Genomic DNA, 25,725 nt, shown 5'->3' on the forward strand with positions numbered 1-25,725 from the left:
CCCAATGCCCTTGAGCCGTTGCTACATTGAAGAGATCACTTCGCAGTAGAGGAGCATCATGGCGGGCAAGCGCTGGATCGAGGTCACGTCCTCCCAGTTTCCCCATGAACAGGCAGGCCTCGAATACCTCCGTGAAAGGGTCCCGGACCATTCCCCGTACCGGGTGTGGACGAACTTCGAGTTCCGGGACGGCCAGGGCCGCTGGCATGAGGTGGATGCGCTCCTGCTCGGCCGTGGAGCCTTGTACCTCATCGAGCTGAAGCACTACGCGGGCACCATCTCCGGCAACGACCTCCGGTGGAACCGCTCCCATGGCCGAGTTGAGGATTCGCCCCTCCTGTTGGCGCGGAAGAAGGCGCAGTACCTGTCCAGCAAGCTCAAGGACGCCTTCCGGGACTGGGCCCTGGAGAGCAACGTGAATCCGGACCCGCGCAAGGTTGTGCCCTGGGTCCAGGAAGCGGTCTTCCTGCACCACCCGCAGACCAGGGTGCTGCTCCCGCCCGAGTCGCGGACCAATCTCTATGGCCTCGATGAACTCGCATCCACGGACGAGGGTCTGCCCGGGGTCAGTGAACTGATCCTCCAGCCGCCGCGCCGGGATCCCATCGGGCCGAACCAGGAGCTGATCCTCGCCGCTCTGCTCGAGCGGATCGGCCTCGTCGAGCGCCGCGAGCGCGAGGCTGGCAGCTGGGTCATCCAGGAGGGTGGCGCCGTCGCCGAGGGGGAGGGGTGGCAGGAATGGGCGGCCAGCCACGCGGTCAGCGGGGAGGCGGCACGCATCCGTTTCCACTCCGGGGCTGACGAGAGCGAACGCAGGAACGCCCGGCTGATCGCAGACCACGAGTACCGCGTCATGAGCCAGTTGCACCATGACGGCCTGCTGCGGCCCCGGGACATCGTGTCCGAGAACACCTTGGGGCGCGGTTTGGTCTATCCCTGGGACGAGGACCTCGAACGTCTGGACCTGTGGCTGGCCGGCCACGATGAGCAGGTGGACCTCGCCCAGCGGCTGGACGTCATCAGCCAGGTCGGCGAGGTGCTGGCCTATGCGCATGGTCACGGGGTGGTTCACCGCGGACTGGCCCCGGACCAGGTGTGGGTCAAGCCCACCGCCAGCGGGGAGGGCGTCGACCAGGTCAAGGTCTCCGGCTGGCAGACCGTGGGGGCGGCCCTGCGCACCGAGGGCGCCACCGGCATGACCCAGTTGGGCTCCAAGCTGGACGACGGCGGCCCCGCCTCGGTCTTCGAGGCGCCGGAGGGGCGGTGGGTCACCACCTCGCGCGAGGCGCTGGACCAGTTCTCGCTGGGCGCGCTCGCCTTCTTCGTGCTCTCCGGCAGGCCGCCCGCGGCGACTCGCTCCGACATGACGCAGCGCCTGCGGGAACAGGACGGCCTCGACTTGGCAGTCGAGGTCCCCGGCATGGGCGAGGCGGTCCGGGAGGCCGTGCGGAGATCGACCCATCCGGCACCCGGACAGCGTCACGAGACGATCGCCGATTTCCTGCAGCAGCTGCACCAGATCGATCAGCCGGTCGAGGACGAGGTGCTCGACCCTCGCCATGCGGATCGGGACGACGTCCTCGGGGACGGGCGCTTCCGGGTCCTGAAACGCCTGGGCAAGGGCTCCACGGCGGTCGGCCTCCTGGTGGAAGACACCACCCTGACCACGAAGAACCGCGAGCGGGTGCTGAAGGTCGCCCTCGACGAGAAAGCCTCCGAGCGGCTGGTCGAGGAGGCGGGTGTCCTGCGGCGCATCAAGAGCCCTCGGGTGGCCGCCCTCGTCGAGGGTCCACTGGACCTGGGCGAGGGGATCAACGCCCTGCTGCTGGAGAACGCCGGCGAGACCACCCTGCAGGATCGCCTACGCCAGCGGGGGACACGACTCACCGTCGACCTCCTGGAGCGCTTCGGGGATGAACTGCTGGCGGCCCTGGCGGACCTGGAGAAGGTCGGGATCGACCACCGAGACATCAAGCCCGCGAACCTGGGCATCGGCGCGGACAGCCGCAAGGTGCAACGCCTCAAGCTGTTCGACTTCTCGCTGAGCCGTGCTCCGGCCACCGCCCTGGAGGCGGGGACACCTCCGTACCTCGACCCCTTCCTGGGCGGCGACCGGACGCTTTATGACTCGGCCGCGGAGAGGTACAGCGCCGCCGTCGTGCTGTTCGAAATGGCCGCCGGACGCCTGCCCCGCTACGGAGACGATCCCCGGGCGCACCCGGCGTCCGTCCCGGACGAGGTGACGATCGATCCTAAGGACTTCGATCCGGCACTGGCGGAAGGCCTAGCAGGGTTCTTCCGCAGTGCCCTGGCCCGGGATGCACGGCAACGGTTCGGGACCGCGGCGGACATGCGCCGGGAGTGGAACCGGATCGTCGGCGGGGTCAGCGGGGAGGTCACCGATCTGGCCGACGACGTGGCGGCCGCCGTCACCCTGGACACCCCCTTGGCGGAGACGGGGCTGACGGCCCGCGCCCTGTCCGGTCTGGAGGTCTACCGGCTCAGCACCGTGCGGGATTTCCTGTCCTTGGACCCGGTGTTGATGAACCGGATGAGCGGCACCACCGCGGCCACGCGCGAGGAGATCAAGAGGCGTCGCCGGGAGTGGCACGGCCGGTTGGTCACGGATCAGGCCGGTGCACTGGCGCCTTCCGGAACGCTCTCCCTGGAGGCGGCGCGGAACGTGCTCCTGGAGGCGGTCACGGATCCGGCGCGCGGATCGCGGCGTGAGCTCGCCGGACTCATCCTGGGCCTGGCGGCCGGTGACGGCAAGGGGAAGGCCGCCGCCTTCTCGAGCCAGGCCGCCCTGGGCAGCACGTTGGCCAAGATCATGTCGACTGCGGCCGTCAACCAACTGCTGCAGACGTTCCACGAACAGTGGGTGGCCGATGACGCTGCCCGGGGCGTGCTCCAGGCGCTGGACCGGGTGGTGGACGAGGCCATGGGCGACCTCGGAGGGGTGGCCACGCCGGAGGAGCTGGCCGGCCGCATCGCCGAGGCCTTCGCCGCAGACGCTCGCCCCACCGGGGTCCGGGAACGGCATGCCCGGGAGCGCCTCGCCCTGGGGTTGCTCCGGGTGGTGACTGACCGTCGTCGCTACCTGCTCCGCGCGGAGTCCGCCGACCTGCCGCTGGAGATCCGTCGCCATGATGAGCGGGTGGTGGCCGTCGGGCGGACCGCCTGCCTGCTGGACGCTGCCGACGCCCTGGCGCGCGCCGCCGAGCAGGCCGTCCGGGATCTCCGAGCAGCGGTCCTGAGCCCCCAGCGGAGCCGCCAGGTGGTGGAGCCTGTGCTGCAGCGCTTCGCCGGACAGCTGGATCCTGTGGACCGGGACGGCCAGCGGATGGACGAGGGACTGCGGCCGGTACGCCTCGCCGCCGCGGTGTCGGCGTCCGCGGAGGCCACCTCGGCCGGGGAACTGTACCGCCGGGACCTGGCCGTGGAGGAGATGGTCCGCCTGGCCGTCGGCGCCGTGGGCGTCACCGAGCGGATGTCCCCGGCGGCCCTGCACGACCGCGTCCGGTCCCGCTTCCCGGCCGCCCCGCCCCTGCCCCCGCGGCCCCAACTGGATCGGTTGGTCGGCGAGGCAGGGCTGGAGCTGCAGTTCGACGACACGGCGGGCCAGTACGTCCATCCGACCCTGCACACTTCCTCCACGGCCGTCACCACGCGCCGCGGAACCCAGCTCGCCCAGGACATGGACCTGGTGGAGGACTCGGCGATCACGCGCCGGCTGGCCGAGAGCGTCCGCCAGCGGTCCTACCTGGTGCTGGGGACGGAGCCGTCCCGCCTGTCCCGGCTCGCCGGTGCCCTGGAGAAGCGTTTCGGTGCCACGGTGCTGGACGTCACCGGGGTGCTGCTCGAGGAGCTCCGCTCCCTGTCCGAACGGGATGCCCGCGTGCCCGCATGGGACCAGCTGATGGCCGCAGACGCCCAGGCCGAGGGCAGTCGGGCCCGGCAGGGACTGGCCGTCGTGGTCGGCATGGCGCTGCCCGCGGTCGAGGAGCAGCTGCTGGCCGTGCTCAACACGGCGGACGGCTCGCCGGGCGGCCGGAGCCCCCTGGTCCTACGGGACGTCTCCCCGCTGGTCCGCTACGGACACGTGTCCGTGCTGCGCCGGCTCAGCGACTTGACGGTGGCGCGGGGCCGGGCGGTCTGGGTACTCGCCCCGCAGTTCGGCATCTTCCGGGGCGCCGCGGTAGACAGGGTCAGCCTGACCACCTCCCCGAACCAGTTCCTGGACATCGACTACGCCTGGACGGACGCCCAGGCCACCGCCGGTGTCACTGACGAGATCGAGATGAAGGACCACGCATGATCAACGCGGCTGCGCTCACGGAGGACGCCAAGCGGCTTGTCCTGGAGGTCGAGGACGATCTCCGGGCCGTGCTGGCGGCGGACGCGACCCGGGACGACCGCTGGCGGCACTTCCACGCCGCGATGTCCAACGGGCGCCGGACCTCGCAGGACTACGCGTCCTGGCGGGATGAGCGCCTGACGCAGGTGGCGGTGTCCTGGGTGCTGACCACGGTCTTCGTCCGGTTCCTCGAGGACAACCGGCTGGTGGAGCCGGTGTGGTTCACCGGGCCGGACCAGCGCCAGCAGCAGGCCGTGGACGCCGAGTCGCAGTTCTTCCGCGACCACCCCCTGCTCACCGCACGGGAGTGGATCCTGCAGTCTTTCGAGCACCTCGGTGGCTTGCCGGCCACCGCGCAGCTCGTGGACGAGCGCGCCCCCTTCCGCGAGGTCCCGGTCTCCGGCAAGATGGCCGAGCGCATCATCGCCTTCTGGCGGGAGACGGACGACGACGGCCGGTCCGTCCGCCTGTTCGACGACGGCGAGCTGTCCACGCGCTTCCTGGGCGACCTCTACCAGGACCTGTCCCAGCACGCCCGGGAGACGTACGCCCTGCTGCAGACGCCCGAGTTCGTGGAGGAGTTCATCCTCGAGCAGACCATGGAACCGGCCCTGGACGAGCGTCCGCTGTCCGGATTCAAGCTCATCGACCCGACGTGCGGCTCCGGCCACTTCCTCCTCGGCGCGTTCGGCCGTCTGGTCACCCGGCACCGGCAGGAGGACCCGGAGGCGCCCGCCGCGGTCATCGTGGAGCGGGCACTGGACGCCGTGTACGGCGTGGACATCAACGCCTTCGCCGTGGCAATCGCCCGCTTCCGGCTCGTCATCGCCGCCCTCCGGGTTCTCGGCGAACGGTGCCTGCACTCCGCCCCGGACCTGACGGTGCACGTGGCGGCGGGCGACAGCCTGCTGCCGTGGGGCGAAGGCGGGCAGTTCACCCTCGACGGCTTCATGCCGGGCACCGACCGGGACGAGTACACCCCGTCCGAGGAGGACCGCAGCCAGCTCGCACGGATCCTCACCCCCGGCCAGTACGACGCCGTGGTAGGCAATCCGCCGTACATCACCGTCAAGGACGCGGGGATGAACCAGCTGTACCGGAAGCTGTACTCGACGACTCATCGGAAGTACCAACTGACAGTGCCGTTCATGGAACGGTTCTTCAAGCTTGCCAAGCCATTTGACGCAGGCAGCCCTGCGGGGTGGACGGGGCAAATCACGTCCAATGCGTTCATGAAGCGCGAGTTCGGGACCAAGCTGATCGAACAGTTCTTGCCCACGAAGGACCTGAGGCTGGTGGTCGACACCTCCGGCGCATACATCCCAGGACACGGCACGCCAACGGTCATCATCGTGGGACGCAATGCTGTTCCGGAACGGGGAGAGGTACGTGCGGTGCTGGGAACCCGGGGAGAACCGGGGCAGCCCCCGGAACCTTCCCAGGGGCTGGTGTGGTCCTCCATTCGTGAGCACGTAGAGGAGCTGTCCTACGAGGACGAGTACATCAGCGTCCGGACTATCCCTCGTGAACACTTCGCTGCCCATCCCTGGAGCTTGAGCGGAGGTGCGGCCCCAGAGGCGGCTCAAAGAATTGACCGAGCCAAATCGAAGGCCCTGGGTGATACGACGTATCGAATCGGTGTCTTCGGCATCATGGGGTCAGACGACGCCATGATGCTAGCCACGGGAGTCGCCGACCGATATGGCTTGGAGAAGGACTGGGTCGATGGGCTGATTATCGGGGAGAAGGTGAGGGACTTTCACTTCACGGAGACCATCCCCACGTGGTTTCCATATGATCAGCGGCACCAGTTGCGAGCCCTGGACTTGAATTCGGGTTGGGGGCGGCGACTGTGGGGTCTGCGCACCGAACTGGGCAACCGAGCGACGTTCGGCAGGGGGACGTATTTCAGCGACGGCCGTCCCTTCTATGAATGGCATCAATTGCCCGTAGACCAGGGTGCATCCGAACTGACGATCTCGTTCGCGTTTGTGGCGACGCACAACCACTTCGTGCTGGACCGGGGCGGGAAGGTCTTCAAGCAGTCGGCGCCGGTGATCAAGTTGCCGGAAGGGGCGACGGAGGCCGAGCACCTGAACCTGCTGGGCGTGCTGAACTCGTCGGTGGCGTGCTTCTGGCTGAAGCAGAATAGCCACAACAAGAACACCGGAACCGGCGGCGGAGGTATGGTCGACCAGCCATGGTCCTGGAACTACGAGTTTACCGGCACGACATTGCAGGACTTCCCGCTGGTTGCCGCCGACTTCACCGACTTCGGGCGGACATTGGACACCCTTGCTCGCGAGCGGGCTGAGATCGAGGGTGGTGTTCTCTCGGGGCGGGATAGTGTTCCCTCCCGTGTGGCTCTCATTGACGCCGAGCATCGGGTGGCGCATCTTCGAAACGTCGCTATCGCCGTGCAGGAGGAACTGGACTGGTTCGCTTATGCGGCGTATGGGATCACCGACGAGGAGCTCACCTACCGCGGTGAAGTCCCCGAGGTACGGCTCGGAGAGCGTGCCTTGGAGATCGCCCTGGCGCGTCGCATGGAAGCGGGGGGAGAGACGACGGCGTGGTTCAAGTACCACCGCTCAACCGCGGTCACGGAGATTCCGGCACACTGGCCCGAGGACTACCGCGCGCTGGTTCAGCGGCGGCTGGACCTGATCGAGTCCGATCGGATGATCAACCTGTTGGAACGCCCGGAGTACAAGCGCCGCTGGGCAGAGGATCCTTGGGAGACCCGCGTGGACCGTGCGCTGCGCACCTGGCTGCTGGACCGGCTGGAGGACCGCGGGTTCTGGTTCGACCGGCAGGCCCGGCCGGCCACCCGGTCGGTGGCCCAGCTGGCGGACCTGGTGGGCCGGGACGCGGAACTACGAGGCGTCGTCGACCTCTGGGCCGGGGGCACGGACGTGGATCTCACCGCGGCCCTCACCAAGCTCCTCACTACCGAGGCGGTCCCCTACCTGGCCGCATGGCGGCTCAAGCCCAAGGCCATGGACAAGTTCCGGGCCTGGCAGCGCACCTGGGAACTGCAGCGTGCGCAGGACGCCGGGGAACTGGACCGGAAGGCCGTCAGCCCGGTGCCACCGAAGTACACCTCCGCCGATTTCCTCAAGGGCCACTACATGGCCCTCCGCGGCAAGCTCGACGTGCCCAAGGAGCGGTTCATCCACTATCCGGAGGCCGGCGTGGCCGGGGACGGCACCTTACTGCTCGGCTGGGCCGGGTGGAACCACGTGGAGCAGTACCTGGCCCTGGCCATGACCATGGACCGCATGGTGCAGGACGGCGCCGAGGACGAGAAGCTCGTGCCGCTCGTAGCGGGCCTCGGCGAACTGCTGTTCTGGGTGGAACAGTGGCACGACGAGGTGGACCCCACCTACAACGTCAATATGGCCGAGTACGCCCGCACCGAATACGACCAGCGACGGGCCCAGATCGGCCGGTCCGAGCAGGACCTGCTGGACTGGCGACCGCCCGCCGCCACCCGAGGACGAAAGGCCCGCCGATGAGTTCCCCCCTGCTCAAGGACGTCTTCGACATCCCCGTCTCCACCGGGGCTGAGGACTACGTCCTGCGCCTCACCGACGCCACCAGTGGGGCCGGTGTGGGCGAGGCCATCCACGAGTACGTCGTCACGCCCTCCCTGGCCCAGGCGTTCAACGACGCATTCGGCCAGGTGGACCAGGCGCTGAGCACAGGGCGGAACACCGGGGCCTTCCTCGCCGGCTCCTTCGGTTCCGGTAAGTCCCACTTCATGGCGGTGCTGCACGCCCTGCTGCGGCACGACCCCGAGGCCCGCGGCATCCGCGAACTGCACGACGTGCTGGCGCAGCGGGACCCGATGCTGCAGGGCAAGCGATTTTTCCCCCTCGCCGTGCACTTCCTGGATGGCCGGTCCATGGAGCAGGTCATCTTCGACGGCTACGTCAACCAGGTCCGCGAGCTGCACCCGGACGCGCCCCTGCCCGCGGTGTTCGCCACCGACACCCTGCTGGAGGACGCGGAGAACCTCCGCCGTCGCATGGGGGACAGGGTGTTCCTCGCCGGCCTGAACGGGGAGGACGGCGAGGGCGGTCCGCAGGCCCCGAGCGGAGAGACCGACATCTGGGGCGGACTGCTCGGCAGCAACACCTGGACCCTGGAGCGCTACCAGCGCAGCCTGGCCGCCGCTCCGGGGTCCCAGGACCGCCAGGACCTGGTCAGCGCCCTGCAGTCCCAGTACTTCCCCAACTACCACCGCATGGGCGAACACGTCTCCATGGACGAGGGGCTGCGGGCCATCAGCACGCACGCCCAGCAGCTCGGCTACGACGCCGTGGTGATGTTCCTCGACGAGCTCGTGCTGTGGCTGGCCTTCCAGATGAACGATGCCGGCGCCTTCGGCCGGGAATCCCAGAAGATCACCAAGCTGATCGAGGGCAACTACGGCCGGCTGCCGGTGCCCCTGGTGTCCTTCATCGCCCGCCAGATGGACATGAAGCGGTGGTTCGCCGACCGTGGTGCCGACGGCAACAAGCAGCAGGCCATGGACGACTCCTTCCGCCACCAGGAGGGACGCTTCGCGGTCATCGAGCTCGGCGACGACAACCTCGCGCACGTGGCCGCCCGGCGCCTGCTGCAACCCAAGGACGAGCAGGCGCGGAAGGCCATCGAGGACGCCTTCGCCGGCATCGACCGCTCCGAGGGCGTGTGGGACGTGCTGCTGGACGGCATGAACACCGACCAGACGAACCGGGGCGCCAGCGCGGAGGCATTCAGACTGACCTACCCGTTCTCCCCGGCGCTCGTCTCCACCCTGCGCCATCTCTCCGCCGTGATGCAGCGCGACCGCACCGCGCTGAAGGTCATGCAGCAGATGCTCGTGGACCGCCGGGACACCATGACCATCGACGAGGTCATCCCGGTGGGGGACGTCTACGACTACGTGGTGGCCGAACGGGAGGGCTCCGTGCTGGACCCGCGCCGTGCGGCCCTGTTCCGCGCCGCGGACACCCTGTACGCCGAGAAGCTCAAGCCCGCCCTGATGTCCGCGCTCGGCGTGGCCGAGGCCGACCTGGAGGACGGAGACTCCGACCGGGCCCGGAAGTTCCGCATGGACCAGCGCCTGGCGCACACCCTGCTGCTCTCCGCCGTCGCACCGGGCGTGCCCGCCCTCAAGGAGCTCACCCCGGCCCGGCTGGCGTCGCTCAACCACGGCTCGATCGTCTCCCCGCTGCCGGGCAACGAGGCCAGCCTGGCGCTCTCCAAGGTCAACCAGTGGAAGGGCAGGGTCCCGGAGATCCACACCACCGGACCGGACCGCCAGCCCGTGGTCAGCGTGGTGCTCTCGGACGTGGACTACCAGTCGATCCTGGACAACGCCAAGGCCGAGGACAACCCGGGCCGGCGCCGGGAGATGCTCCAGACGCTGTTCCGTGAACTCCTCGGACGCGAGCTCGGCCAGGCCGAGATCGACGGGACCCACCGGGTCCAGGTCCAGTGGCGCGGCACGCACCGGCGCGTGGACCTGCTCTTCGGCAATGTGCGGAACACGCAGGAGATGCCCGGTGACAGGTTCCGGGCCGCCCCCGGCACCTGGAAGCTCGTGGTGGACCTGCCCTTCGACGAGCCCGGCCACAGCGTGGAGGAGGACATCCGGCGCATCGAGGACCTGACGGCCGGCGGCATGCAGGAACGGACCATGATCTGGTTGCCGCGGTTCCTCACCAAGGGCACCCAACTGCAGTTGCAGAAGCTCGTGGTGCTGGACTGGCTCCTCACCGGCCACGGCGACCGGTGGCGCCAGTACTCGGACCACCTGTCCGACGCCGACCGGACACAGGCCAAGGTCATCCTGGAGGGCCAGCACGCCACGCTCCGGAAGGAGCTGTCCACCGCCATCACCCAGGCCTACGGGGCGCTCCCGGCCTCCAGCTCCCTGGTCCAGACCGACGGGACGGACACGGTGCTGTGGTCCCTCGACATCCAGGCCCAGGCCCCCACCAGCCTCGGCGGCCCCACCCTGGCGCAGGCGTTCGACCAGATCGTGGCCGCCGCGTGGGACCAGACCTACCCGGAGCACCCGCGCTTCGCCCCGGACGGCGGGGTGTTCCGCGCCAGCGACCTGAAGAACCTCCTCGCGCACGTGGAGAGAGCCATGGCCCATCCGGACCACCGCGTGGAGATCGAGGCGCAGTTCGCCACCCTGCGGATGCTCTCCGAGGGCCTGCGGATCGGCAAGACCAGCGAGACCCACTTCGTGTTCGGTCCCGGCTTCTTCACGGACTGGAACAACACCATCACGCGGGGGATGGGCCGGTCCGGGCTGGGCGCCGACGACACCGTCACCGTCGGCCAGGTCAAGGACATCATCCGGGGCACCGACCTGGGCGAGGGGCTCGAGGAACAGATGGTGGACACCGTGGTGATCGCCTGGACCCTGCTGGACCAGCGCGCCTGGTACCACTACCAGGCGCCGACGCCCCAGCCGGCGCCCGGGAAGACCGACCGCGCCATGGAGCTGCGGCCTCAGGAGATGCCCAACGACGACGAGTGGGACGCCGCCGTGCGGCGCGCCGGAGCGATCTTCGGCCTGACCACCACCGCCTACAAGTCCGCCGGCAATGTCACGGCCCTGGCCCACGAGGTCCACGAGAAGGCCGCGCAGCTGAACCAGCCGGCCCAGCAGCTCCTCCAGGCGGTGGGCGCTGCCAACGAGCACCGCGCCCTGGCGGAGACGCCGCGACTGACGGCCGCTCGGGAGGGCGGCACGCTAGTGGAGAGCCTTCGGACCCTCGGAGGACTTCCCCTGCTACGGCACCTGGCCGGAACGGAACTGCGAACCGGAGAACGGGAACTCGGACGATCCCTCATCACGGCACAGGCCGTGGCCGGTCACCTGCGGGCCACGGCCTGGGACCGCCTCCAGCCCCTGGCGCAAGCGGCCGGCGACGGCTCGGACCGTGGCCGTGAGGCGCAACGCATCCTGCAGTCGTTCGACGAGGCGCTCGCCGACCAGGAGTTCGCCCGCCCGCTGGAGGCCGCACTGAAGAAGCTTGAGTCCGATGCTTGGGCGTGGGTCAGCAAGAGGATTGATCCGCCGGTTCCGCCGAAACCGGCGGTGCCCGGCAAGAAGTCCGGCCGGCGTCGGGTGACCGTGACGTCCGGCGGCGTGGACTTCAGCGATCTCCAGGGCGAGATCACGGAAAACCTCCAGGACGGTGCGGCCGTGGAGATCACGTGGCGGGAACTCTGATGCAAGAGCGTTCGCTCTCCCGCGTGCTCCGCGGAACGGTGCTGGCTGCCGTGGACGCCGCCCGCCGGGTCCGCGGCGAGGGGCGGGTGCTCGGACTCCGGGCCCTGGAGAGCCCCGACCTGCCGGAGACCCTGCACAACCAGCACGGTGAGGTCATCACCGTGCGCTGGTGTCCCTCGGCCCTGGCCGTCTGGGATGCCATCCACCGGTGGGACGGCACCAGGTGGCTCGTGGTCCTCACGGACCAGGACGAGGAACGGCTCGGCTCGGGCACCATGGCCCTGTTCGTGGAGCATCGCCTGCGCACTCCGGATCCCTGGGACACCGTCAAGCAGCGCTTCGGGGCCGCCACCCTCCACCGGGACCTGAGCGGACGAGGCAGCGACGACCTGGCCCAGGGACTCATCCGGGCCGAGCCCGTGCTCACCGCCGAGGACCCCGGGGGGTGGCCCAAGGTGCGTTCCGGGGTCCTCACCCGGGACGCCGTCCTCGGGGCCGTGGCCGAACGCCGCCTCGGGCTGCCGGACACCACGCCGGACGCACCGGCCGTGCTGGAGTGGACCGCGGCCGCCTCCACGGTGACCCTGGTGGGGGACCTGCGTCATCTCGCCGGCCATCCCCTGGCCGACGCCACGCTGCACTGGTTGGCGGGCCGGACCGGCGAGGCGGAGCCCGTCACCCGGTACCTGATGACCGAGGGCCGGTTCCAGGACATCCTTCCCCTCGGCCTCGCCGCGGACCACCTGGACCTGCGGAACCCCACCGAACCGGAATCCGAACTGGCGTGGGCGCGGCTCGAACACCGCTATGGGCCCGGCGAGGTGTCCCGGTCCGCCGTGGCCGCGCTGGGACAGCTCGCCGACGAGACGATCAGGGCCATGCTCCAGAGGGGTCGGTCCACGCAGCGCAGGGTCCTGGACATCCTGCAGCGCGCCGAGGGCCTCCTGCGGGAGGCCCACGCCGAGCACCTCGTGAACCGCTCGCGCCTGCTCCCCGGCGGACTGCGCGCCCGCCATCGGCACCTGGCGGACCAGCTGGGGAACGACCTCGCCGCGGTCGAGGAGACCTGGCTGGACATCGACACCCACGTGCTGACCAACCTCGTGGCCTCCGAGGAGGACGGCAAGACCTACGAGGTCCTCCAGGCCGCCGTGCGGCTCGACCGGTGGCTGCGGACAGGACCAACCCCCCTGGAGGGTGACCGGCAGGCCCAGGCCGTGGCGATGTCCCTAGAGTTCGCGCAGGACACGGCGTGGGCCGACGCCTGCCTCACCACCATCCTCCGCGGGGTTCCCGACGCCCACGTCGCCGGACGGCTCCGTGGCCTGGCGGAAAGCTTCCTCGAGCGCCGCCGGGTCCAGGATCGCGCCTTCGCTGCCGTCCTGGAACCGATCGCCCGGGGACAGGACCTTCCCGGCCCCGCCCACCCCGGCACCATCCGCTACCTCGAGCACGTCCTGGAACAGGACCTCCTCCCGTTGGCACGGACCGTGGCGCAAGAGTCCTCACCCCAGCCCGGCGGCCTGCTCATCCTCCTGCTCGACGGCATGGACGGCGCGACCGCCACCCAGGTCGTCGCCGGGATCCAGGGCATCCACCGGACGTGGACGGAACTGGTGCCTGCCGGTACCGCTCACCGCGCGACCGCACTGGCCCTGCTGCCCACCCTCACCACCCACAGCCGGACCTCCTTCTTCGCCGGCCGGGCGATGAGTGGTGGACAGGACGCCGAGAGGGCCGGATTCGCGGCCGCCGCTGAACGGGCCGGCCTGCCCGCGCCCGTGCTGTTCCACAAGGGCGACCTCGAGGCGCGCGCCCACGGCCAGGACCTGGCCGAGCCCGTGCGCGCCGCCCTCATGGACACGTCCGCGCGACCCGTGGTCGCCTGCGTGCTGAACACGATCGATGATGCCCTGGACCGATCGGATCCCGGGGGCACCGACTGGTCCGCGGACAGCATCAAGTACCTGCGGTCCCTCCTCGAGGCCGCCGCGGCCTCCGGTCGGACCGTGGTGCTCACCGCGGATCACGGACACGTGCTCGAACGCGGAGGAACACTCCGTTCGACGCCGAGTGCCACCTCCGCGCGCTCGCGGACCCTCGAGGGCGGACCGGCACTGGCGGACGAGGTCACCGTCACCGGGTCCCGGGTGCTGGGCGGGGACACCGTGCTCGCCGTGGACGCCGACCTGCGGTACACCGGCAAGAAGGCCGGCTACCACGGGGGTGCCTCCCTCGCCGAGATGGTGGTGCCCCTCATCGTGCTCAGCCCCCATGTCTCCGGCAGCGGCACCGGGGCCTGGCCGGCGGGGTGGGAGGAGGCTCCCTCCCAGGAGCCGCTGTGGTGGTCCGCCGCCGTGGCGGACGGTGGTGCTGTTCCGGAGCCCCGCACGGCCGGGCGGTACGCGTCCGCCGGTGGTGACGAACCGCCGTCGTTGTTCGACGACCTGGAACCTGCCGCCCCGGCAGCCGGCGATTCCGGCGCGGCCACGGGGCTGGGCTCCCGAGTGGTCGCGAGCCAGTCTTTCGCCTCCCAGGAGGCACTGGCGCCGCGCCACCGCCTGGAGAGCGCCCGGATTGCCGAACTCATCGACGTCCTCGCCGCAGCCCGCGGGACCCGGCTGCCCCTCAGCACCGTCTCCCGCGTGCTGGGAGTCGCGCCCACGCGGCTCCCCGGGGCCCTGGCCGTGATCTCCCAGTTGCTCAACGTGGAGGGGTACTCGGTCCTGACGCGGGACGGCGACCTCGTCATCCTCGACGTGCAGCTGCTGAAGCAACAGTTCGGGGTGGACGGATGAGCACGCCAGCCGTGTCCGCCCGACGCCGGGAGGAGATCATCGCTGCCCTGCGCCGCGGCACGGTGCCCTCGCATGGACTGGATCAGCTGGCCGTGGGGCTGGAGCGGTTCCAAGGCGCGCTGGGAGAGGACCTGGACCGGGTCGCCCAGGGCGGATTCGCCGTCAAGGCCGTCCGCGGCGAGTACGGCTCCGGCAAGACGTTCTTCACCCGGCACCTCGCCGAGCAGGCTCTGCAGCGGGGCTTCGCTGCCGCCGAGGTGCAGATCTCCGAGTCCGAGACGCCCCTGCACCGGCTTGAGACCATCTACCGGCGGATCACCGAGTCCCTGCGCACGGCATCCACGCAATCCTCGGCCTTCCGCTCCGTGCTGGACTCCTGGCTGTTCGCGCTCGAGGACGATGCCCTGTTGGGTGATCCCGGGCTCGAGAGCGACGCTGCCCGGCTCTCCGAGTCCGTGGGTGTGCTGCTCAACGAGCGATTGGCGGCGGTCACGGCCACCACCCCCGCCTTCGCCCAGGCGCTGCGCGGATACCATGCGGGCACCACGGCGGGGGACGCAGCCCTGGCGGACGGACTGGCCGCGTGGCTGGCGGGGCAGCCGCATGTGGCGGCTGCGGCCAAGCGCGCCGCCGGGATCAAGGGGGACCTCGACCACTTCGGGGCCATGTCCTTCCTGCAGGGATTGCTCGCCGTGCTCCGGGACGCGGGACATCCGGGGCTCGTGGTGGTCCTCGACGAGGTCGAGACGCTGCAGCGGATGCGCTCCGATGTCCGCGACAAGGCGCTCAACGCCCTGCGGCAGCTTATGGACGAGATCGACGCGGGCCGGTACCCCGGGCTCTACCTCGTCCTGACCGGAACGCCGGCCTTCTTCGATGGACCCTCCGGCGTGCAGCGACTGCCCCCGCTGGCGCAGCGCCTGGCCACGGACTTCACCACCGATGCCCGGTTCGACAACCCGCGGGCCGTGCAGATCCGCCTGACGGGATTCGACCGGTCCAGCCTGGTGCAGGTCGGCCAACGCGTGCGTGACCTCTATGCGCTGGGCCGGGACACGGAGCCGCGGATCCGCTCGCGCGCCGATGACGAGTACCTGGTTGACCTGGCCGGCGCCGTCACCGGTGGCCTCGGGGACCGGGTGGGCATCGCGCCGCGGTTGTTCCTGAAGAAGCTCATCGGGGACGTGCTGGACCGCATCGACCTGTTCGACGACTTTGACCCCCGGCGTGACTACCGGCTGACCGTGACCGCCGCCGAGCGGACCGAGGCGGGCGGTGCCAGGAGTGCTGCAGGATCTGGGGCTGGCTCGGGTGAGGCCGGTGGTGGGACGGCGACTCAGCGGGCTGCCGCCGACGCCAACGACGTGGACCTGGATGTCTGATCAGGACGCCGAGTGGCCCGAGCTGCACGGCGCCGCGGGTGTGCCGCTGGAAGGCGACGTGAACGGCGTCGAGGGCTTTGATGTCCTGGCACCGGGGATCCAGCACCATGTGGTGAACACCCTCGGCTGGCCCGGCCTGCGACCCCTCCAGGAGCAGGCGGCCGAGCCTCTGGTCCGCGGAGAGGACGCGCTGCTGCTGGCACCGACCGCAGGAGGCAAGACTGAGGCCGCCGTGCTGCCCGTGCTGACCCGCATGACGCGGGAGGCCTGGCAGGGCACCTCTGTGCTCTACGTGTGTCCCATCCGCGCCCTGCTCAACAATCTTGAGCCTCGGCTGTCCGCCTACACGGGGTGGCTCGGCCGTCGCGCGGAGGTGCGGCACGGTGACACCACGGCCGGGCAGCGTCGCCGGCAGGCCGCCGACCGGCCAGACGTGCTGCTGACCACGCCGGAGTCGCTGGAGTCCATGCTCGTCTCGACCACGGCCTCCGCGCAGGCCTGGTTCTCCGAGGTGCGGGCCGTGATCGTCGACGAGGTCCACGCCTTTGCCGGCGACGATCGCGGGTGGCACCTCCAGGGCGTCCTGCAGCGCATCGAAGACATCGCAGGAAGGCCGCTGCAGCGCATCGGGCTGTCGGCCACGGTAGGCAACCCGGAGGACTTGCTGCGGTGGCTGCAGGCCGCGCGGGACCGACCCGGCCGGGTGATCGACCCCGGTGGGGAGACGCCGCCTTCGGATGTGCAGCTGGACTGGGTGAAGTCCCTGGACAACGCCGCCACGGTGATCGCGGCCCTGCACCGGGGCGAGAAGCGGCTCGTGTTCGCGGACTCCCGTCGCGCCGTCGAGGACCTAGCGCTGGGACTGCGGAACCGCGACGTCACCACCTTTGTCTCCCATTCGTCGCTGTCCGTTGACGAGCGCCGTCGCGCCGAACGTGCCTTCGCCGAGGAACGCGACTGCGTCATCACCGCGACCTCGACGCTGGAACTGGGCATCGACGTCGGGGACCTCGACCGGTGCGTGCAGGTGGGAGCGCCGCACAGCGTCTCCTCGATGCTGCAACGGCTCGGCCGGACCGGCCGGCGGGCAGGGGCGAGCCGGAACATGCTGTTCCTGGAGACGGGCGACGAGGACTTCCTACGGGCGCTCGGCCTGCTGCAGCTCTGGGGTGAGGGATTCGTGGAAGCGGTGACCCCGCCGCCCAGGCCGTATCACGTGGCCGCCCAGCAGATCCTGGGGCACCTGTTGCAGCAGCGAGCGTTGGACGAGGCGGACCTGGATGGGTGGTTCCACCGGCAGCCCATGGTGAGCGTGGAGGAGTGGCGGGCGATCCGGGACCACATGCTGGCCCAGGGCTACCTCGGCCGGGATGGTCACCTGCTGTTCGTGGGCCCGATGGCCGAGTTGCGGTACGGGGGCGTCAACTACCGGGACATCATGGCGGTCTTCTCGGCTGACCCGCAGATGCTGGTGCTGCACGGCCGGGTCGAACTCGGGACGATCGACCCGATGGTTCTGCGGACGCCGGCCGAGGGGCCGCGGAACATCACCTTGGGCGGGCGGGCCTGGAAGGTCGGTCACGTGGATTGGCGGCGGCACCGGGTGTACGTGGAGCCGTCTACGGCTGGCGGGAGGCTTCGGTGGCCCGGTAGCGCCCGCCCGATGTCGCTGGAGCTGACGCAGGCGGTGCGACGGGTCCTGTTGGGCGCGGAGCTTCCGGAAGTGCGGTTGACGTCACGCGCCGAGGCCAAACTGGCGGAGGTCCGAGAGGAGTACGGGGGACGGGTTGCCCATGGGGCGGCCCGCGTCCTCGAACACGCGCCTGGAGGAGACGCCCGGTGGTGGACGTTCGCAGGTGCGCGGGAGAACGGGTCCATGGTGGCGGCGCTGACCCGGACGGCGCCGGAACTGCTGGAACGGAACGTCTCCTGGAACGACTGGTACCTTACCGTGCACCCAGAGGCGACCGCTGGAGCCCTCAATGAGGCTTGGAATGCCGCACGCGCCCAGGCCCTCGTGGAGTCGGCGATGCTGGACCCCATGGTCGATGAACGTGCCCTGGCCGAGGTGAAGTTCGGTGACATGGTGCCACCGGAGATGCTGCGGCGGCAGATCGCGGGTCGGTAGCAGGGACAGTCCTGGATTCTGGCGTTGGTACCCACCCTCGGTCCCAGGGCAGCGTACCGCCACGTAGACTGGCCTCAGACTTCGCCTGCCTCGCGACGACCGCGAGCCAGGAACGGCGGCCTCATCGGAGCTCCGCCCCACCCCATGATGAAAGCGTGAATCGTTGGCTCGTTCCCCCCGTAGCAAATCCAAGTCCGCCAACAGCCTGCCCCAGAACGGAATGAGGATCACTCCTCTGGGCGGCCTGGGGGAGGTGGGCCGCAACATGACCGTCTTCGAACACCAGGGCAAGCTGCTGATCGTGGACTGCGGCGTGCTGTTCCCTGAGGAGCACCAGCCCGGCATCGATGTGATCCTCCCGGACTTCACCTCCATCCGGAACCGCATGCAGGACATCGTCGGCATCGTGCTCACCCACGGCCACGAGGACCACATCGGCGGTGTCCCGTACCTGCTCAAGGAGCGCCCGGACATCCCCCTGATCGGTTCCGAGCTGACCCTGGCATTCATCACCGCCAAGCTCACCGAGCACCGCATCACCCCCAAGACCGTGCACGTTGAGGCCGAGGACAAGCACCAGGCCGGTCCGTTCGAGTGTGAGTTCGTCGCGGTCAACCACTCCATCCCGGACTCCCTGGCTGTGGCCATCCGCACCAAGGCCGGCCTGATCCTGCACACCGGCGACTTCAAGATGGATCAGTTCCCGCTGGATGACCGGATCACTGACCTGCGCCACTTCGCCCGTCTCGGTGAAGAGGGCGTGGACATGTTCCTCACCGACTCCACCAACGCCGAGGTCCCCGGCTTCACCACCTCGGAGCGTGAGCTGACCCCGGCGATCGACAAGGTCTTCGCCACCGCTCCAAAGCGGATCATCGTCTCCAGCTTCGCCAGCCACATCCACCGCATTCAGCAGGTGCTGGACGCCGCCCATGCCTCCGGCCGCAAGGTGGCCTTCGTTGGCCGCTCCATGGTGAAGAACATGGGCATCGCCAAGGACCTGGGATACCTGCGCGTGCCCCGTGGCCTGCTGGTGGACTTCAAGAAGCTGCAGTCCATGCCGGACGACAAGGTCGCGTTGGTCTGCACCGGTTCTCAGGGTGAGCCGATGGCAGCCCTGTCCCGCATGGCCAACGGCACCCACCAGATCAAGCTCGGCGCCGGCGACACCGTCCTGATGGCCAGCTCCCTGATCCCGGGCAACGAGAACGCCATCTACGGCATCATCAACAAGTTCACCGACCTCGGCGTCCAGGTCGTGCACAAGGGCAACGCCAAGGTGCACGTCTCTGGCCACGCCTCCGCTGGCGAGCTGGTGTACTGCTACAACATCGTCCAGCCCACCCACGTGATGCCGGTGCACGGCGAGTCCAAGCACCTGCACGCCAACGCCGAGCTGGCCATCCGCACGGGCGTCCCCGCGGAGAACGTGCTCGTCGTCAAGGACGGCACCACCGTGGACCTGGTCGACGGCAAGGCCCGCGTCTCCGGACAGGTCGAGGCCGGCCTGGTCTACGTGGATGGCAACACCGTCGGCAAGGTCACCGAAGAGACCCTGGTTGAGCGTCGGCTCCTGCAGGAGGGCGGCGCGGTCACCGTGGTCGCTATCGTGGACCCGGACACCAACCAGTTGGCCGAGCCTCTGGAGTTCATCACCAAGGGCTTCATCCAGGACGCTAAGACCTTCAAGGGCGCTGCCGAGAAGGTCAAGGCCGCCCTGGGCAAGCCCGAGGCCCGCAACATCGACGACGTCGAGAAGTTGGAGAAGCTCATCGGCGACTCCGTCTCCCGCCACCTGGACAGCGTCTACCGCCGCGCCCCGCTGATCACCGTGGTCGTCATCGACGCCTGATCAGCCACACAGCACCAAAACCACAAGCCCGACGGCGTCGCTCCAGTCATCCTGGAGCGGCGCCGTTTCGCTATCTGGGGCAATGTGCAATTGGTTCTAGAGAGACTTCCGTGGCGGCAAGTCTGGGAGAGACTTTCCCTCTCGCCAGATGCGGTCGCGAACCGGCCTGTGGTCCGTCCCTTCGTAGTCGATACGAGGGTCAGGATCGGCGTGGAAGGAATCAGCACGGAGCGTGGTGCCGACAAACGAGGCGACCGTTGCTCCGTTCATGATCTCTGGGAAGTAGTTCTCAGCGAGGTACTCCCGCAACGGCTCATCACAGACGTAGAGGTACGTGCCCTTGATGCCTCGGGTGAGGAGCACGTTGTAGATGTTAATGACGTACTCACGGATGTCCGCGTCTGTGTACGTCCGATTCTGTTTGGGGTTGTTCTCCATCCCCTTCTTGTCGAAGTAGGACTCTCGGTGGAACACCACGCGGCAAGTCGAGGGGTCCATCCTTATATCGGGGCCGATGATCACTCCCGCGTAGTTGAGGTCGTACCCCTGAATGGTGTGGATGGACCCGACCTCCTGGAGCGAATTGGTTGAGTTCACCCAGTCCTTGTCGGTGGAGTTCCAGCGCAGGCTGAGGCCATCGACCTCAATGTCGAACGCGGTGGGATCCTTGCGTGACTTCCACGCCCATGCGTAACCGGCCAACAGGCGGGACAGGCCGCTCTCCTCATTGCGGCGAAGTATCTCGTTCCGCATCTGGCTGAGGTCCGTGAACATCCGGAGGTCGTAGCTCTTGATGTGTGGGGCAGGCGAAGCCGGGACCGATCCAGCCTTGCGCAACACGTTGCCAAAGAAGCCCACATACTCATCTCCGGCGTTGACCCGAAGCTGCGAGGTAAGGGGGAAATGGATGCCTTTGGACTCCGCCTTCTCCATCTCGGACCGGACGGCTTCAGTGGGCAGATCGGCGGGCCTGACGGTCTGCTCGGGATCAAAGATCAGCACCTGGTGGCGACTCTTCTTGCGGACCCAATCGAGTTGGGTCTTGGCGAGATCGTCCTCGCCGAAGAGGTTCGTCGTGATGTCCGCGAAGTCCTTGTTGCGTCCACCTGATGACTGGTTGGCACGCTGGTTGAGCCTGTGTGCTTCGTCGACGATCAGCAGGTCATACGTTGTTTCCGACTTGCCAACCGCGAACGGGTCGAGGACCCGGTCCGGACGCAACCCGGGCGTCTTCTTGAACACCCGCTTGAGGGACTCACGCAAGGACTGCTGCGGAACGACGATACAGATGTTCAGCCCGGCCAGCCGAGTCCTGTTCTCCGCAGTGAAGAGGTCGCTGAACGGTCGTCCCTCCTGGACGAGCTCATCCACCTCGGCCGGAGTGGAGGTGGCCAGATCCGCCAGGAGCTTCAGGAGCACGATCGCCAGGACCGTCTTGCCGGTGCCTGGTCCACCTGAGACCACCATGGACGTATCAGGGTCGGGTGAGCCGGTGACACTCGACAGCACAGCCTCGGCGATCTGCCGTACCGATTCGTCCTGCTCTGGAGACAGGACCTTGAACGGTGAGAACTTGTAGAGATCCTTGTTGATGATGTCTAGACGGGTCTGGACGAAGAGGCCCTCCGCATGGAGCCGGTCGAAGATCTCCTCGAACGTCCGCTGGTAGTACCCCTTGGCGTAATACGAACCGGAGACGATGCCCTCATTGCGGTTCTCCACCGTGTGCCCATCGCCAGAGAACATGCGGATCAGGAACGCCTCGAGGTCCAGGGCGGCGGACTTGTTGTACTTCTCATGCAGGATGACTCGCGTGTGAGTGAGCGAGGCCTTGGCTGGGTTGGCCATGTGCTGTTGAAGACGCCTCTGCGCGCTGAGCGTCTCCCCGACGTACACCTTCTGCTGAGCACGTTTGCTGGGGGATGACTTCCCCTCGTGCAGGACATAGACAGCTGGCCAGTCGTTCACACGCGGATCGGCGGTCCCGACGCCGCGAATGCCATCAGCTGTCAGCGGGGCACTGTGTATCTCAAAGTCGGTCATACTTCGTGCTCTTTCCTCGAGCCTTATCGACCGGGTACTTCCGGCGGGTGGTCTCCACCTTCTTCTGAACGATGGAATCGGCGTCGAGGCCGAGCGCATCTGCCAGAAGGAAGCAATAGGTCAGGACGTCGGCGAGCTCTTCCTCGACAGCAACGCTGTCAGCGTCGGAACCCCACTGGTAGTGCTCCAGGAGCTCCGCTGCCTCGATGGAGATGCTCTTGGCCAGGTTCTCCGGCGTATGGAACTGAACCCAGTCCCGTTCTGCGACCATCTGTCGGATCAGATCCAATGTCTCACCGCGGTTCATGCCAGAACGCTAGCCGACTGACCAGGTTCGCGCCGCCGGAAAGTGGTACTGGCCCCTCACGCCACGTACTTCGCCTCGTAGGCCGCGCGGACGGAGCGGTCGGCGTCTTTGACGTTGTCGGGGACCATCCTGTCGTTCAGGGCATTGCGGATTCCCAGCGGCAGGACGTTGGCCAGCCGCACCATCGCGCCCGCGTAGGACGGCACGGTCCGCTCGAGCTTGGGGTTGCGCAGCGAGAGCATCACCGCATCGGCCACGTCCGCCGCGCTCAGCATGGGCACGCCCGCGGTGGCCGTTCCCCGTGCCAGCTCGGTGTCCACCACGGCCGGCAGCACCGCGGACAGCGCCACCCCGGTCCCGCGCAGCTCCAGCTCCACGGACTTCAGATACCCCAGCAACCCGTGCTTGCTCGCGGCGTAGCTGGCCTCGCCCGCCAACCCCAGAATCGACCCCATGGACGCCAGGGTCAGGATGTGCCCGCCCCCGCGCTCCACCATCCGCGCCGAGGTCAGCCGCACCACGCGCATGGCCCCCAGCAGGTTCGGCGGGCGTCAGTACTGAAAAATCGAAAACCCAAAAAGCATTATTAGTCGTTCGAAAACTATTACCGTAGGGTCGAGGTCAGAAGTTGTTGTTGTTGCAGTAAGTCCGTCAGAACTGCGGACCGGCTGATCCTCACGGATCGGACGGGGCGTTGGAGTAGCGGTGTGTATCAGTCCCGCTTCGCCCCCACTGGAACTCAGTGGGTCACTCAACCCCCATAGGAGGCCATCATGGCTACCGGTACCGTCAAGTGGTTCAACGCTGAAAAGGGCTTCGGCTTCATCGCGCCGGACGACAACTCCGCTGACATCTTCGTTCACTTCTCCGCCATTGAGGGCAACGGCTTCAAGGAGCTGCAGGAGGACCAGAAGGTCGAGTTCGAGGCCACTCAGGGCCAGAAGGGCATGCAGGCCAGCGCCGTTCGCGCCGCCTGATCCCCACAGTCGTTGAGAGCGGCCGTCTTCCCCACGGGGAGGGCGGCCGCTCTTGTGTTGTCAGGACGGCGGGCCAGGCTGGCGCTCGAGGGCACCTCGGACACGGCGTCGGGAAAATGGCATTAGGCGAATCCTGTTTTCTCCCGTACAGTCGTTGTCAGAAGTAGTTGTGCAGTAAGTCCGTCAGAACTGCGGACCGGCTGATCCTCACGGATCGGACGGGGCGTTGGAGTAGCGGTGTGTATCAGTCCCGCTTCGCCCCCACTGGAACTCAGTGGGTCACTCTACCCCCATAGGAGGCCATCATGGCTACCGGTACCGTCAAGTGGTTCAACGCTGAAAAGGGCTTCGGCTTCATCGCGCCGGACGACAACTCCGCTGACATCTTCGTTCACTTCTCCGCCATTGAGGGCAACGGCTTCAAGGAGCTGCAGGAGGACCAGAAGGTCGAGTTCGAGGCCACTCAGGGCCAGAAGGGCATGCAGGCTTCGTCTGTTCGCCCCCTCTGATCTACTTCTCGTAGACATCTAGAGCGGCCGCTCTCCCCACGGGGAGGGCGGCCGCTCTTGCGTTGTCCGGAATATCAGGTGAGTGGGCCGGCTCATTCGGCAGTATCCGCCACCACCAGAAGAGTGGTCAGGGGGATGACCGACCGCCAACGCTGCGGCAGCCTGTCGTAATTCTCCAGCGTCATCGTGACGATGTCCTCACCCGTGAGCAGCCGAAGCCCCGAACGCTGACGCTCGATGTTCATGGCGTCTCTGGTGTATCCACCCAGGGTGACGAACAGGCCCAGGTCGTTCTGTCCGAGGGTTCCCGCCAGCTGCTGGACCTCAGGAGCGCTGACCGAGCTGGTGATGTGCTTGCACTGCACCTTGATGAGCGGCGGTTCCACACCAAGAGGATCTTTGTGGGCGATGACGTCTACGCCACCGTCTTGGCTGTACGCGGTGACCCGGGCCTGGTATCCGAGCGTGCGCAGCAGATCGGCGGTGAACTCTTCGAACTGGGCGTGCGTGATCGACCGGTGGATGGCGTTGAGGACGTAGTCACGCGTATGCCGCTCGATGCGAGACGCCCGAGGCTCATCGGGAGAGTCATCTTCGAGGTCCTGCTCGATGACTCGGTCTACTGCGTCACTGACTGCGATCTGCTCGTTGTCTATCGGGGCGTTAGTCAGATGCGTGGCCTCCAGTGCAGCCCTGAACTCGCTGACGTGTTTCCGGACCCGGAACACGGTCAGGAGCGATCCCAATTCGTATAGCGCCGATTGAGAGAACACCGTTCGGGACAGGCCGAGACGCTTCCATTCGACTCTGCGCCGGTGGGGCTGCGTCTCAGCTCCGGCTTCGTAGTAGTAGTCACTGGTGATGACCCCGATGTTTACGGTGCTATCCGGGCGGTAAGGGGCCACTACCACGTCTCCGGTCTGCATCTCGTCACGGAACCGAATCAGCGTCCCGGCCCAACTCGCGATCGCTTGAGGCTTCTTGTCAGGGAACTCCTGGGTGAGCCGTTCCTTGAGCCCCTCCCGCCCGCCGGGGATGGTGGTGAGATCACGGAGTTCATCCCAGCCAATGCTGATGAATCCGTCGTCGACCAGTTCAGTGGTGAGAGTGTCGTTGTGGACGCCCCAAAAGTTCATGTCGTGCCTCCTGCCACCATCATCTCAGCACCAGAGGTCTGCGAGTTCTGCCCATTGTCCTGGCGCGCACAGCCTGAGTCTGAATCACATGGGACCGCCTGATCGTCCACGGCTTTTAGACGTTCGCCTGAGTCCCCGCCGTGCTGGAACCCGGGTTCAGCACCTGGCTCGACCACGGGTGGACGGACATGGACCCGCGCTGATCCCCCGGTGAGCCGGAAGGCTCGCTGGCCGGCCGTCGTCGGGAATCTGGTTCTGGGTCAGCGGTGGACGTACTCGGCCGTGATCTGCGGGTCGATGCCCTGCAGGATGCCGTTGTAGAACGACTCGGCCTGATCCTGCAGCAGGTCCTGATGCTGCTCCACGTACTCGGTCTTGGCGGAGTCGCTGAGGACCTCGTTGACCATCTCCACGGGGTCGATCGGGGGAGTGATCCAGCTCAGCGCGCCGTTGTCCTCGGCGGCCACCTTGAACTGCTCGCCGTCATGCCCGATGAACTCGAACTCCGGCACGGTGATCCGGAACCGATTCTCCCCGGTCTGCTCGATCTCCACGCCGGCTCCGTCGAAGCCGAGCTTGGCGGTGAACTCATATTGGATGAACGAGGCCCGCTCGGACCACGGGATCGGCAGGTTCTCCCGGCCGAAGAGATGGCTGTCCTGCGTGCGCTCCACGATCCCCTGGATGCCCAGGCTCAGCAGCACCACCTGCTGCTCACGCGTGATGGACTGGACCACCTGAGAGTTGCGGGTGGTGGCGTCGTCGTCATCGGCGTTGGTGGAGGCGAGCTGTGCTGCGAGGACCCCGCCAAGTGCGAGCAGTGCCACCAGGCAGATGATGAACGGCCACAGGAATGGCCGGCGGCGGCGTTCAGCGGCTGCGGCGGTGGATCCCATGAGTGTGTCCCCGTTCTGTGTGTGTCCTCGTTCGAGGACCGACCTCTCGAGCCACCCACCTACCCCGGGGACTCGGAGACTTCAGCGTAGCAACGTG

At 67.9% G+C, this 25,725-nt stretch carries 14 protein-coding genes; 9 read left to right on the plus strand and 5 right to left on the minus strand.

What is annotated here, in order from left to right; genetic code table 11:
* Positions 1-58 precede the first annotated feature (58 nt).
* The 7 genes from pglW (at position 59) to BM355_RS04900 (ending at position 19,760) form a co-directional block, all read left to right on the plus strand.
* Positions 59-4,318, plus strand: coding sequence for a BREX system serine/threonine kinase PglW (gene pglW, locus BM355_RS04870; RefSeq protein ID WP_091695606.1), 4,260 nt, complete (start codon positions 59-61; stop codon positions 4,316-4,318).
* Positions 4,315-7,875, plus strand: a complete 3,561-nt coding sequence (gene pglX / locus BM355_RS04875) for a BREX-2 system adenine-specific DNA-methyltransferase PglX (RefSeq protein ID WP_091695608.1) — start codon at positions 4,315-4,317, stop codon at positions 7,873-7,875. Before pglW ends, pglX begins: the two co-directional genes overlap by 4 nt.
* Positions 7,872-11,600 (plus strand): BREX-2 system ATPase PglY family protein, encoded by a 3,729-nt coding sequence (locus tag BM355_RS04880; protein ID WP_091695611.1) that lies wholly within the window; start codon positions 7,872-7,874, stop codon positions 11,598-11,600. Before pglX ends, BM355_RS04880 begins: the two co-directional genes overlap by 4 nt.
* Entirely contained in the window at positions 11,600-14,398 is a 2,799-nt protein-coding gene (gene pglZ / locus BM355_RS04885) for a BREX-2 system phosphatase PglZ (protein WP_143109423.1), read from the plus strand. Before BM355_RS04880 ends, pglZ begins: the two co-directional genes overlap by 1 nt.
* Positions 14,395-15,780 (plus strand): BREX system ATP-binding protein BrxD, encoded by a 1,386-nt coding sequence (brxD, locus tag BM355_RS04890; RefSeq protein ID WP_091695616.1) that lies wholly within the window; start codon positions 14,395-14,397, stop codon positions 15,778-15,780. Before pglZ ends, brxD begins: the two co-directional genes overlap by 4 nt.
* On the plus strand, positions 15,773-17,908 hold the full coding sequence (locus BM355_RS04895) for a DEAD/DEAH box helicase (protein ID WP_091695618.1): 2,136 nt from the start codon (positions 15,773-15,775) through the stop codon (positions 17,906-17,908). The genes brxD and BM355_RS04895 overlap by 8 nt, the downstream gene beginning before the upstream one ends.
* Before the next feature lie 220 nt (positions 17,909-18,128).
* Positions 18,129-19,760: a ribonuclease J gene (locus BM355_RS04900; RefSeq protein ID WP_091695621.1), complete on the plus strand. Its 1,632-nt coding sequence runs from the start codon at positions 18,129-18,131 to the stop codon at positions 19,758-19,760.
* A gap of 96 nt (positions 19,761-19,856) precedes the next feature.
* On the opposite strand, the gene BM355_RS04905 is transcribed toward BM355_RS04900, so the two are convergent.
* Genes BM355_RS04905 through BM355_RS04915 form a run of 3 tightly spaced genes read right to left on the minus strand, consistent with a single transcriptional unit; the run spans position 19,857 to position 22,649 of the window.
* On the minus strand, positions 19,857-21,803 hold the full coding sequence (locus tag BM355_RS04905) for a DUF2075 domain-containing protein (RefSeq protein WP_177227838.1): 1,947 nt from the start codon (positions 21,801-21,803) through the stop codon (positions 19,857-19,859).
* Complete coding sequence (locus BM355_RS04910; protein ID WP_177227839.1) at positions 21,790-22,110, minus strand: nucleotide pyrophosphohydrolase; 321 nt, start codon at positions 22,108-22,110, stop codon at positions 21,790-21,792. Before BM355_RS04910 ends, BM355_RS04905 begins: the two co-directional genes overlap by 14 nt.
* A gap of 56 nt (positions 22,111-22,166) precedes the next feature.
* The gene (locus tag BM355_RS04915) at positions 22,167-22,649 is read right to left on the minus strand and encodes an SDR family NAD(P)-dependent oxidoreductase (RefSeq protein WP_342715210.1); all 483 of its coding nucleotides are present in this window, start codon (positions 22,647-22,649) and stop codon (positions 22,167-22,169) included.
* Between the two features lie 234 nt (positions 22,650-22,883).
* Here BM355_RS04915 and BM355_RS04920 point away from each other — a divergent pair, with 234 nt between their 5' ends.
* On the plus strand, positions 22,884-23,087 hold the full coding sequence (locus BM355_RS04920; protein ID WP_091695626.1) for a cold-shock protein: 204 nt from the start codon (positions 22,884-22,886) through the stop codon (positions 23,085-23,087).
* Positions 23,088-23,392: 305 nt separating this feature from the next.
* Complete coding sequence (locus tag BM355_RS04925) at positions 23,393-23,596, plus strand: cold-shock protein (RefSeq protein ID WP_091695629.1); 204 nt, start codon at positions 23,393-23,395, stop codon at positions 23,594-23,596.
* Positions 23,597-23,688: 92 nt separating this feature from the next.
* Here BM355_RS04925 and BM355_RS04930 read toward each other — a convergent pair whose 3' ends face one another.
* Both BM355_RS04930 and BM355_RS04935 read right to left on the minus strand, forming a co-directional pair.
* Positions 23,689-24,732: a restriction endonuclease gene (locus BM355_RS04930; RefSeq protein WP_091695632.1), complete on the minus strand. Its 1,044-nt coding sequence runs from the start codon at positions 24,730-24,732 to the stop codon at positions 23,689-23,691.
* Between the two features lie 260 nt (positions 24,733-24,992).
* The gene (locus BM355_RS04935) at positions 24,993-25,628 is read right to left on the minus strand and encodes a hypothetical protein (RefSeq protein ID WP_091695634.1); all 636 of its coding nucleotides are present in this window, start codon (positions 25,626-25,628) and stop codon (positions 24,993-24,995) included.
* Positions 25,629-25,725 lie beyond the last annotated feature (97 nt).

The organism is Micrococcus terreus (assembly GCF_900116905.1).
In the GTDB taxonomy this organism is placed as follows: domain Bacteria; phylum Actinomycetota; class Actinomycetes; order Actinomycetales; family Micrococcaceae; genus Citricoccus; species Citricoccus terreus.